Below are 11,173 nucleotides of genomic sequence, written 5' to 3'. Positions count from 1 at the left end.
TCAACCCTTCACGTTCAGAGCGTTGGTGTCGGTTTCCTTGCCGCGGCGCATCTGCTCCTGCTGGCGGTCGCGCTCCTGCTTCTCGCGCAGGCGACGCTTCTGATCAGCCTGGATGTCCCGCTCGATGTCCGGGTCGCTGTTGAGCAGCAGCGAGATCGTGCTCACGCCCTTGGGAAGGGTCATCAGTTCGAAGTTCGGCTTGCTCATGAACGACCGCATCGCCGAGTCCCACTCGTTCTGCATCATCACCGTCGGGTTCTGCTGGAACTGCGCGAGCTTCGCCTGGTAGCGCGAGAGCGTCGTCTGCGCCCGGCTCCGCACGCCCGTGCGGTACAGCGTCGCGTCGCTGATCCGTGTCGCGATCTCGCCCGTGGACGCGATCCGCACGCTGATCTTGCGCCCCGTCGCCACGCCCTCTTCGTCGCGCTCGGGTTTGCCGTCGTCACCCAGCGCCAGCACCTCAACCTCGCTCTGCCCCACCATCAGGGCCTCGATCGTGGTCAGGATCTCGTCGGCCTTGGGGTCCTTCTTCGCCAGGGCCTGCTCGTACTGATCGATGTAGTAAATGAGGTACTTGGCCGCGCCGCCCGCGACGTTGTTCAGCCGCTCGCTGCGGTAGGACTGCGCCTCCTGGATCGTCTTGTTCGCCTGCGCCGACGCGGCCGCCGCCGCGTTGAACACGTCCTTCAGGTACAAGGGCGGGATCGGCGGGTCCATCGTCAGCCCGTCGATGAACAGCCCCGTCTCGAGCTCATCCAGCGTCTGCTGTGCCAGCGCCTTGGCCCGCGCGGGGACCGTCGCACCTTCTGTGCTCGCCTGCTGCAGCAGCTGGTTCAGCGTCACCTCCGACACCGCCTGCACCACCGCCTGCTTCACCGCGGCCTTCACGATGTCCTGCTCAGCCTCGGGGTACACCCGCTCGCTGAACTTGCTCACGTCCGTCCGCTTGAAGCTCGCCTTCCACTTCGTGTGTGCGATGTTCCCGTCTGCGGTGATCACCGACCCGCTGCCGTTCTGGTCGGGCTTGAGCGACGGCGTGCCCACGAGCTTGTCCAGCGACTTGTCAACCTGCCCGTCGGGCACGTCCACCCAGAAGTCCCGCCCGATGTCCAGCTCCTGGTAGCCCTGCGGCACCTTCACCAGCTCGCCGATGGGGTAGGGCGGGGTCCAGTGGAAGCCCGGCTCCAGGTTCGTCTCCACCTTCTTGCCGAACAGCAGCTTGATGCCCCGCTCGCCCTCGTTCACGCGCTTCATGCCGCTGAACACGTAGAGCACCGCCAGGATCACCATCCCGAACTGCAGCAGCCGCAGCATCACCCGCAGCGCGTCCGCCAGCGACTGGTTCGCCGGGTCCACCGCCGCGGCCTCTACGCCGCCCGTCTCCCGCAGCGTCAGCGAGCCCGCCCGGCGGGCCACCGGCGCCGCCAGCTCCTCGGGCAGATTGGGGTTCTGATCGCTCATCGCCCGCCCTCCGCCGGCGTCGCCGTCGTGCCCTCGCTCGACACCTTCGTGCCGCCCGGGTTGTTCTCAGTCCCAGTGGTCCGTGTCTCCGCCGGCTTTACGATCGAGGGGATCTTCCCCGTCCGCATCTGCTCCACCGCGTCGGGGAACATCAGGCCGATGCCCGGCATCCCCGCCGACACCACCATCGTCATCCGCTTCGCGTACACCTCGCGGATGAACTCCATGTTCGCGTTGAACTGCGCCAGCTCCGGGTGGTCGTTCATCTGCTGGTAGTACTGCACCGCCTCGAACTCGCCCTGCGCCCGGATCTTCTGCGCCAGGTTCTCCGCGAACTGGCTGATCCGGTTCGCGTCGCTGTCCGCCTGCGAGCGGATGCCGTTGGCCATCGCCTGCCCCTGGCTCTGCGTGTCCTTCACGATCTTCTCGCGGCTGGACCGCATCCGCTCCATCACGGCCTTGGAGACCTCTTCCGTCAGCACCACCCGCATCAGCCCCAGGTCCTCCGCCTCGATGCCGTAGTCCGCCAGCTTCAGCCCGCTCTGGTCGGCGCTGCCCTGGAACGTCTCCAGCATCTTCTTCTGCAGCTCGGGCAGCTTGCTGCCGCCCTTGCCGGCGCTGAACAGCTCGTCCATCGTGTACTGGCTCACCAGCGCCGCCGCCGCCCGCAGGTTCTGCCGCAGCGCCCCCTCCGCCTTCGCGTAGTGCTCCTCCGCCCGCAGCCCCGCGTTGCTGAAGCTCTGGAAGAACCGCAGCGGGTTCTCCACCCGCCACATGCAGAACGTCTCCACCGCCACCTGCCGGTTGTCCGCCGTGGCCAGCTGCTCGAACTTATTCGTCAGGATCCGCATCCGCTTGTCGTAGATCGTCACCGACTGGATCGGGTACGGCATCTTGAAGTACAGGCCCGCGTCGTTGCGGACGTCCGCCTCCTCCGCGCGCCCGAACGTGGTCACCACGGCCGCGTCGGTGAACCGCACCTGGTACGTGATGGTGAACGCGAGCAGGGCGACGATGAATACCGCGGTCAGGAAGTAGGTCAGCGCTCGACGCACGTGGAGGCTCCTGGCTGGAAAGGCCGCCCCTTCTGGCGGCCCTTGTGTCAAATCCGGTCCTGTCTCAATCCGACTCTCTCGATGCTCTTGCTCAACTTGGGCGCGGGGGACGTCAATCCTCCTTCTCGGAGAACACGTCCACGCCCACCGTCTTGTCCTTGAGGTCGATGTCCGTCCGCAGGTCGCGGATCTCCTCGCTGGTGATGTACACCCGCGCGTTCGCCATCGCGACCTTCAGCGAATCAAAGTACCGCGACGCCTTGTAGTACGCGGGCGCCGCCGTGTACAGGGCCACCTGCCCCTGGTGACGCGCCGCCCGCCCCTTCATCCCCATGTGCGCCTGCCAGCGGTCGGCCCGGGCCTGGGCCAGCGCGATCGCCGCGCCACCGCCCGCGCTCTCGATCAGACCCTGCACCTTGAGCTCCTGCTCCTCCAGCGCCTTGGGGTCCGCCTTCGCCTGGTTCATCCGCTCGAAGGCGTCGATCTCCGCGATGATGCTCCGCGCCAGCGTCACGTTCCCCACGATGTCCGCCAGCTTCATGATCGCGTACGCCCGCGCATCCTCGATATTCGCTTCCGCCCGCTGGTCCGCCATCACCGGACCCTCGAACGCCGCGGCCACTTCCTTGGGCGGGTGCACCCCCGCGATCCCCAGGAACACGATCTGCACGCCCGCGCCCCGCGCCTTCCCCGTCGCCGGGTCCGGGTTCAGGTTGTCGTACGCCTGCTGGATCCGCTTCTTGAGGTCCCGCGACATCTGCTCGCGCTTCCCACCCAGCACCTCGTCCAGCAGCACCCGCTGGAAGTAGTACGTCAGCTCCCGGCGCGCCACCGCCTTCAGCACGTCGTCCCGCTTGTCGGGCGGCGCCAGCTCGTCAAACAGCCGCACGTCGCTCACGGTGTAGTGCATCGGGATCTCGACCGACACGATCGCAAGGTCCGCCAGCTCCTGCTGGGCGCCGCCCTGGTCGTACGCGCTCGCCCGCACGAACTGGTACACCTCGTCGCCCGCGTGGTCGTTGGTCCACAGGATCGCGTCGTTGATCGCCGGCGGGCTCGTGCCCAGGTCCAGCACGCGGATGCCCGTCGCCGTGCGGTCCGTGACCTTCGACCGCCCCTTCTCGTCCTTCGAGTAGTACTCGGGCACGTAGACCGAATCGATCGGCCAGGGCATCTTGAAGTGCGCCCCGGGCCCCAGATCCTGCGTCGAGACCGGCTTGCCGAACCGCAGGACCATCGCCCGCTGGTGCGGCTTCACGATCACCACGCTCGTCAGCCCCCACACGATCAGCAGCCCGAACACCAGCAGCGGCAGCGCCCACTTGCTCAGCAGCTTGTAGAACCACCCGCCCGTGACGTCAAAGCCCAGCTGGTAGTTGATCGCCTCGTTGATCGACTGCGCGATCTTGTCCGGCGCCGCCACGAAGCTCAGCAGCCGCGAATCAAACGCCGGCCGCGGCGTCTCCCCCGCGCGTCGCGGGCGGTACACCCCCAGCACGAAGTTCACGAACACCTCAACGCCGATCACCACCATGAACGCGGGGAACACCACCCGCAGGTACTTCACCACCACGTCGGGCCCGAGCATGTGCACGAACTTGCCGATGGCCAGCGTCAGGCCCAGCAGCGCCGCGCCCACTGCGAACGAGGACCCCGCCCGCAGGTTGCTGAAGGCCGGCATCTTCGCCAGCCCTGCCGTGTACCGCGCGAACGTGAACCCAATCACCGCCGCCAGGCCGCCCACGCCCAGGCCCCAGCCTGCGCGCCCCACCGCCGCGGTGCCAAGCTCCCCAAGCCCATCCTTATTGACCATGAACCGCCACAACCCGATCCCCACGAGCAGGGACCCGATGACGATGCTCATGATCGGGACAAAGAACTTGTACAGCCCCGCCAGCCGGCGCGCCGCGGGGAGGAACTCGTCCTGCTTCTCGAAAACGCTCGTCCCCGCCGTGGGGGCCGTGGCCAGCGCCTCGTTCTCGATCGCCTCGATCCGCTCGCGCCGGTGCTGGTCATAGACCACCGCCAGCGTCAGCCACCCCAGCACGCCGATGCCGATGAACGCCGCGGCACTCATCGCCGCATCGTCGCTTCCCACGATCGCGTAGATCAGCACCCCGATCGCGAGCACCGCCTGCAGCAGCAGCCCGCGCACGCTCTCGCTCGTTGCCCGCCGGTACGTCAGGTAGTCGGCTCTCATGCACCCTTCTCTTACATCTCGGCGGCGGTGAAGGAGGCATCCCCCTCAGCGCCGCGTCAGGCCTTTCCGTTCCGTCCCGGTCCCCGGGTTCGTCTACCCCCCGACCAGAACGGCCGGGGTCGCTGCGGGACTCCTTCCCTTCTCAGCGTCCTGCTCCCCCCTCGTTGGGCTCCGACCTCAAGGTCAGGTCCGAACAGGGGGGCGTATTGTGGCAAGCCGACGCCGTTCTTTCCAGCAGGGCACTTACCCCGATACCGAACAGCCTCCTGCACGCCTCTTCCTGTCCTCTCGTCCCTGCCACCTTCTACAGACACACGCATCCGCACACGCACTCAGGGGAGACCGGTACCATCTCGGCCCCGGTCCCGGTTTGCTTGTACGATCAGCCCGAACCCGTGTTCGCGGACCTCCGTAGTTCGTTGCCGCCGCGGGCGTTCTCTTCCCGATCACCCGATCCCCTCCCGCGGGGTCTCACCCTTTAGCCCCCCCGACGCGGGCCCCACCCCCCACACCCACCGCATGCTCCTCCAATCCCTGACAATCGCCCGCAACGCCTTTGTCGAGAGCGTCCGGCAACCCGTCCTGCTGCTCCTGGTGCTGCTGTCGGGCCTCTTCCAGGTCTTCAACACCTGGAACACCGGCTTCTCCATGAGCGACACCGACTCCGCCGGCCTCACCGGCGACAACAAGCTCCTCCTCGACGTGGGGATGGGCACCATCTTCGTCATCGGCACCATCCTCGCCGGGTTCATCGCCACCGCGGTCATGTCCCGCGAGATCGAGAACAAGACCGTCCTCACCGTCGTCAGCAAGCCCGTCTCCCGCCACACCCTGGTCATCGGCAAGTACCTGGGCGTCGCCGCCGCCCTTGCCGGGTCCATCCTCGTCATGCTCATCTTCCTCATGCTCGCCGTCCGCCACGGCGTCATGAGCACCACCGCCGACGACCTCGACGCCCCCGTCATGCTCTTTGGCTTCGGCGCCGTCTGCCTCGCCGCGGGCCTGGGGGCCTGGTGCAACTTCTTCTACGGCTGGAACTTCGCGCAGACGACCATGTCGCTGCTCATCCCCTTCGTCAGCGTGGGCTACGTCCTCGTGCTGCTCTTCAACAAGGAGTGGCACCTCCAGCCCATCACCAAGGACCTCAACGCCCAGATCGTGATGGCCTCCATCGCCCTGGGTCTGGCCATCCTCGTCCTCTCATCGGTTGCCGTGGCCGCGTCCACGCGCCTGGGGCAGGTCATGACCATCGTGGTCTGCTGCGGCGTCTTCCTGATGGCGCTGATGTCCAACCACCTCATCGGCCGCCACGTCTTCACCAACAAGCCCCTGGGCGTCGTTGCCCGCGTGCAGCCCGCCGACGAGTCCAAGGTCTTCAACGAGCCCGGGCAGATCGCCACCATCACCCTGCAGCAGCCCATGAACGAGCCGCCGCGGGTCAACGAGATCTTCTACTACAGCCCCAGCCCCAGCGGCTTCCCCATGGTGAACAAGGAGATGCAGCCCTTCGACGGCGACCTCCGCGAGGCCAACGACGTCATGGGCCCCGAGGCCCCCCAGAGCATCGTGGTCATGGAGTCCGACCGCCAGACCATCAAGGTCCGCACCACCGGCGACAAGCCCATCCTCCTCAGCCGCCCCCCCATCTACGGCGACTACGTCTTCAACACCCCCACCAGCATCAACAAACCCGCCCTGGTCGCCTGGGCCGCCATCCCCAACATGCAGCTCTTCTGGCTGCTCGACGCCGTGACCCAGAACCGCCTCATCCCGGGCGACTACCTGGTCTACGTCAGCCTCTACGCGATCTTCCAGATCGGCGCGTTCCTCTCGCTGGGTGTTATCCTGTTCCAGCGGCGCGACGTGGGCTAAGGGTGGATTCAACAGCACCCCCGCCGCGCCCCCACTCAGCAAGAACGGAGACGAGCATGGAAAAAATCACCGCGGAGACGCTCAAGGAGAAGAAGGGCCAGATCATCCTGATCGCGGTCCTCCTCGCCGCCTGCGTCTATGTCTTCTGGCCCAAGCCCGACCCCAAGCCCACACCCCCGCCCCCCGCCCCCACCGCCAGCGGCACCGACCCCGCCGCCCCCACCAAAACCGGCGGCCCCGCCCAACCCCCCCCGCCCCCCGAGCCCCCGCCCAAGAAGCTCTACCAGGGCGGCGCCTAAGGCCAGTGGCAAAGTGGCGAAGTGGCGAAGTGGCGAAGTGGCGAAGTGGCAAAGTGACGGAGTGACGCAGTGCGCCGGGTGGCATGCTCACGGCCCTGCGTGAGCATGTCTTCGCGTGCGTGAGCATGTCTTCGCGTGCCATGGCGACGTCTTCGTCGCTATGCGTCGTGTGGCCCCGCGCCTCTCTCGCCGCGGATGCGGCGCACGGCCTCAGCCGGGGCGTGGCGTCCTCGACACCCCCGGATCGCCGGCCCCCGGCGATGCCCGCCCCAGCGGGGCGGGTGGAGCGCGGCCGCACTCTGGGCACGCCACCGATGGCGAGAGGCCGCGCCGGTCATATCCGCACGACGGACAGCGGCCCTCCGCCTTCCGCACCTGTGCGAGGCGGGCGGCGGCGATGCCCTTGGATTGGTCGTTCATCGAGCTCAGAACGAGCGCCATCAGCAGGAAGGCGAGCATCGCACCAGGAATCAGCCAGGGAAGGAGCCACGAACCGCTGTAGTGGCGGATGCCGAACCACAGCGCCCCGAGCAACAACGCGAGCGAGCACCAGGCGAACAGCTTCCGCAGAATGCTCACGCGCCCCTCCCGCACTCCGGGCACGCCGCGTCACCCGCCACCCCCGCGCGGTCGTAGCCGCACCCCGGGCACCTGCCCTTCCGCCGCCGCGCCCGCCGCCGCCACGCCCCCGCGCCCTCGGTGAGCGTCAGGATGACCGCGGCCGCGAGCAGGGTGTTGAGGGTGAAGCCAAGGGGGAGCAGCGACACCGGAAGATTCGACCGAGCGCCGGAAACTCGCAGCCAGTTTGGAACCTCCAACGCGGTGGTCACGGCTTTACCGGCGGCAACGCCTGGGTCGAACATCGAGTACTTCATCGATCGGCACGGCCAGCCGTACGTGCATTCCCACGCCAAACGCCCGCTGCGATCTTTCATCACATCCGCGGACCACACCCGCTCGGTCAAGCCCGCCGCTTTGAACACGATGTGGACCTCAGGTGCCCATCCGAGGGGAGCAACCTCAGGCAGAGGCGGTATGTTGGCCGTCCCATTCCCTCCGGCGGCTCTCCCCCACAGCGCACACCCGCACGCCACCGCCCACGTGACCACCGCGCCCGCAAGCAGGGCGAGGGTGAGCTTGAGGGTCCAGCGGCGGGGGCGTGAAGAGTTGCGGGGCCGGGTCACGGGCACGCCCACAGCCTACCGCGCCGTCGTAGTTTTTCTTTGGGAGGCTCCGCCCAGGTGTCGGTAGGACACAACTCGCGCCCTGGCACAACTCGACCGACACCAGTAAGGCCGAACGACTCCTTTCCCGAGCACCGGAGGTGCGGGCAGCCGGTAGCCCGGGGCGCGAGCCCCGGGTGATCGGGCCGCGCACCTGTTTTCTTCTCTTTGGCTTCGAGCCCCGGATGGGGCGGCACTCTTCGTTCGCTCAAGGGACTGCCGCCCCTCCCGGGGCTCGCGCGATGGACGGCTGGTGGCACCACCCTCCGGAACGTGCCATCACCTTCGGCTCTGCGAAGGTGATGTTTCGGCCAGGCCGCACTCCGGGCACTTGGCGCGGGCGCCCACGCCTGCTCGGTCGTAACCGCAGCCCGTGCACTTGCCCACTCGGGCCAGCTTGGCCAGTCTGCGGTCCTTCCGCCACAGCCACGCGGCGGGGCCGGCGGTCACAAGGAAGGGCATCCAGAGGGGGACCTCCAGCGAGTCGCTGTTGGGATTGTGCATGACACGCGGCCAGAGGCCGACGCCGCGCATGGCCGCCGGGAGTTCCGCAAACTCGAAGCCCGCTGCCACCGGCGGCGGGGTGCGGGGGGCACTCCCCCACTTGCCGCCGACAAAGCCACCCTCGATCCAAACCGCGACCCGGTACGACGAGTCTCGCCAAGCCACCCAATACAACAAGCTCACCGCGAACCCCGCCAGGCAAGCCGCGGCCACAAACGTGCAGACCCACTTGCTCCCCCGCCTTATTGAGCGCTGCCCAAGCATCTCCGCAGTCTAACGGCGGGGAGCATCGAGGGACGTATGGCGCAATCGATTCGCTACCGCACCGGACGGGCAATCACGAAGGCCGCCGCAGCACCTTCACGCCGATCATCACGATGCTCAGGCCGAACATCAGCCCGATGACGCCTGCTGTGATCCACACACCCCTCACGCGCGCACGTTCATCCATGACGGGGTCGATGAGGTAGTTGTCCGTGGGGTCCGCCGCGTTGTAGCGGATGGTCATCGGGCGGCGCTGCGCGAAGGCGGTGCGGATGATCTCCGCGTCGGCCGCAAGTGGGAATCGGTGGTCACCCAGGAGACCGACACGCTCGCCATGGAAGGTCTGTCCGTTGACAAAGAACGTATATCGGGCCGGGACCATGAAGGCGCGGGTGTTCACGCGGCCGCCGCGCCCGGAGCTGCTGCGGTACTCGTACACGGCCCCGACCTCAGTCAGGAGGCCGGTGGTGGTCGAGTACGTCGTCCGGCAGCGCTGCAGGTTCCGCCACAGGTCCATCTCAGAGCCGAAGAAGGCCCCGACGCCGATGACGACCAGGAAGAAGATCACGGTAGCTGCTGTCGAGGGCGCTGCTCGCCGCTTCATTGGTAGGTTCCGGTTGGCGGGCCTCCGGGATCCATCGAGTGGCCGCGCCAAAGACTACCGATACGCCGCGGGCTGAGCACGACGGCTGGTGGCTCCACTCTCCTGAACGTGCCATCACCTTCGGCTCTGCGAAGGTGATGGTTCGGCGTGGGTGTAACCGGCGTCGCAGGTCCGCACCGCGCACAACCACCACCTTTCTCAGAGCAGAAAGGTGGTGGCACGGCGAAGTTGATGCCACCTGCGCTCCGCCGCTCAAGAACCACGGCACCGCGCGAAAGGCCGGTCACGCAAGAACGGTCCACGGCCACCCCACTGGTGTCGGGCAAGCGTCCCCCGGCAATCGGAGAACTATCCCCCGACACCTTCGCGCAGCGTCCCAAATAGCCTTTGCCTTCCACCGCACCCACCGCGGCACAGGCTGCGAAGCCCCCGTCAGTTGCACCCGGCACCCGTTCCTTCACTTCATCGCCGCAGCCGCATCCTTGAGCTCCTCGCGCCGGACCTTCCAGCTTTCGCGACCCTTGTCGTTGCGTTCACTGAGCATCTGCCGCTCGTAGAAACGGAACGCGGCGCCCCACGCGGCCTCCCACACCGATACCCGAGCCGCGCGCGTGTCCTGTGAGGTGTCCGACTCGTACACCTGATAACCCAGGCTCAGCATGCCCTGCGCGATGGGGACGTACTCGGTGTTGGTCCACTGACCCGCGCGTGCCCACTTCTCAATGGCCGCGAAGTACGCCGCCAGGTCCTCGGCAGCGAGCCGCTCGCCCGCGGGCAGCACCAGCGCGCCCTTGTCCCAGCTGATGCCGTCAAGCTTGGCGCCGCTGAGCGCCTTGAGCGCCTCGGTCTCGCCGACGAGGTGGTTGCGCAGTGCCACCGCGTCGTTCTTCGCGACCAGATCGCGGAACTCACCGACCTTCAGCTTCGCAAGCAACGCCCCACCGCCGGGCGCCGCCGCTGCGGGCGTCCGGGCCCATTCCACGGGGTTGCGCGGGCGTCCATCGACCAGGAACTCGTAATCGGTCTTCGTGGCAGCGCCCGCGCCCGGCGGTGCCGACGCGGCCGGCGCCGTCGCGGCTGTGGTCCCACGATCCTTACAGCCCACCGCGAGCGCCGAGGCAGAAACCGCCAGCAACACGCGAAGGAATCGTAGATTCTGCTTCATCACCCGATCGTACATGATCGCGGGGGTAGCGTTCAAAAGTTTACGCCGGTGGTGCATGGCGGCAGGTGGGCTCTGCGAGAGGTGATGGTTCGACGCGCGGAGGTCAGGCGCCGCGCGTTCTGTCGAGGCCCCGCCCGCGGCGGGCCATGCTCAGCCGGCGCCGTGCCATCAGCAACTCGCCTCGGGGCCTCGACAAACCGCGCCGTGCCATCAACAGACCTCGCCGGGGCCTCGACAGCCCGCGCCGGGCCGCACTCAATCCGCGCCGTGCCACACTCAAACCGCGCCGTGGTGTTGACGGCGGCCACCGTTCGAGGGGATTGAGGCGACGCGGCCGCGTTGGAGCGCAGCAGACGCCGGTTTTCTCGGGCGTGGCGGCGTCGCGCCGGCGCCAAGGTCCCAGAACAGAATCTGCGGGGCATGCCCAACTTTCCGTGCGCGCGGGGCTCAAGGGGTGTGCCGGCCTTGACGAAAACAAGGGTGGAGCAACGTCGCTCCCGTCCATGCCAACGGCGGCCCAATCACG

General features: G+C 67.6%; 10 protein-coding genes. 2 read left to right on the top strand and 8 right to left on the bottom strand.

Annotation, left to right across the window (positions count from 1 at the left end; genetic code table 11):
• The 3 genes from VD997_15275 to VD997_15265 form a co-directional block, all read right to left on the bottom strand.
• Positions 1-1,461 carry an SPFH domain-containing protein gene (locus VD997_15275; GenBank protein ID HYE63352.1) on the bottom strand — a complete coding sequence of 487 codons (1,461 nt, stop codon included), beginning with the start codon at positions 1,459-1,461 and terminating at the stop codon, positions 1-3.
• On the bottom strand, positions 1,458-2,516 hold the full coding sequence (locus VD997_15270) for an SPFH domain-containing protein (protein HYE63351.1): 1,059 nt from the start codon (positions 2,514-2,516) through the stop codon (positions 1,458-1,460). Before VD997_15270 ends, VD997_15275 begins: the two co-directional genes overlap by 4 nt.
• Positions 2,517-2,628: 112 nt before the next feature.
• Entirely contained in the window at positions 2,629-4,716 is a 2,088-nt protein-coding gene (locus tag VD997_15265) for an SPFH domain-containing protein (GenBank protein ID HYE63350.1), read from the bottom strand.
• A 519-nt stretch (positions 4,717-5,235) separates the two neighbouring features.
• On the opposite strand from VD997_15265, the gene VD997_15260 reads away from it, so the two are divergent.
• Together VD997_15260 and VD997_15255 are read left to right on the top strand one after the other, a co-directional pair.
• Complete coding sequence (locus tag VD997_15260; GenBank protein ID HYE63349.1) at positions 5,236-6,588, top strand: ABC transporter permease subunit; 1,353 nt, start codon at positions 5,236-5,238, stop codon at positions 6,586-6,588.
• Positions 6,589-6,644: 56 nt separating this feature from the next.
• A complete protein-coding gene (locus VD997_15255) occupies positions 6,645-6,887 on the top strand; it encodes a hypothetical protein (protein HYE63348.1) in 243 nt (80 codons plus the stop codon).
• A 210-nt stretch (positions 6,888-7,097) separates the two neighbouring features.
• Here VD997_15255 and VD997_15250 read toward each other — a convergent pair whose 3' ends face one another.
• The 5 genes from VD997_15250 to VD997_15230 form a co-directional block, all read right to left on the bottom strand.
• The gene (locus VD997_15250; GenBank protein ID HYE63347.1) at positions 7,098-7,466 is read right to left on the bottom strand and encodes a hypothetical protein; all 369 of its coding nucleotides are present in this window, start codon (positions 7,464-7,466) and stop codon (positions 7,098-7,100) included.
• Positions 7,463-8,077: a hypothetical protein gene (locus VD997_15245; GenBank protein HYE63346.1), complete on the bottom strand. Its 615-nt coding sequence runs from the start codon at positions 8,075-8,077 to the stop codon at positions 7,463-7,465. Before VD997_15245 ends, VD997_15250 begins: the two co-directional genes overlap by 4 nt.
• Positions 8,078-8,389: 312 nt before the next feature.
• Positions 8,390-8,878, bottom strand: coding sequence for a hypothetical protein (locus VD997_15240; protein ID HYE63345.1), 489 nt, complete (start codon positions 8,876-8,878; stop codon positions 8,390-8,392).
• Positions 8,879-8,951: 73 nt separating this feature from the next.
• Positions 8,952-9,482, bottom strand: a complete 531-nt coding sequence (locus VD997_15235; GenBank protein ID HYE63344.1) for a hypothetical protein — start codon at positions 9,480-9,482, stop codon at positions 8,952-8,954.
• Positions 9,483-9,939: 457 nt separating this feature from the next.
• Positions 9,940-10,662 (bottom strand): hypothetical protein, encoded by a 723-nt coding sequence (locus tag VD997_15230; GenBank protein HYE63343.1) that lies wholly within the window; start codon positions 10,660-10,662, stop codon positions 9,940-9,942.
• Between the last annotated feature and the right edge of the window lie 511 nt (positions 10,663-11,173).

The sequence above is a fragment of the Phycisphaerales bacterium genome (assembly GCA_035627955.1).
In the GTDB taxonomy this organism is placed as follows: domain Bacteria; phylum Planctomycetota; class Phycisphaerae; order Phycisphaerales; family UBA1924; genus JAEYTB01.
The sequence above is the reverse complement of the archived record's forward strand: the minus strand, read 5'-3'. Positions and strand labels throughout refer to the sequence as shown.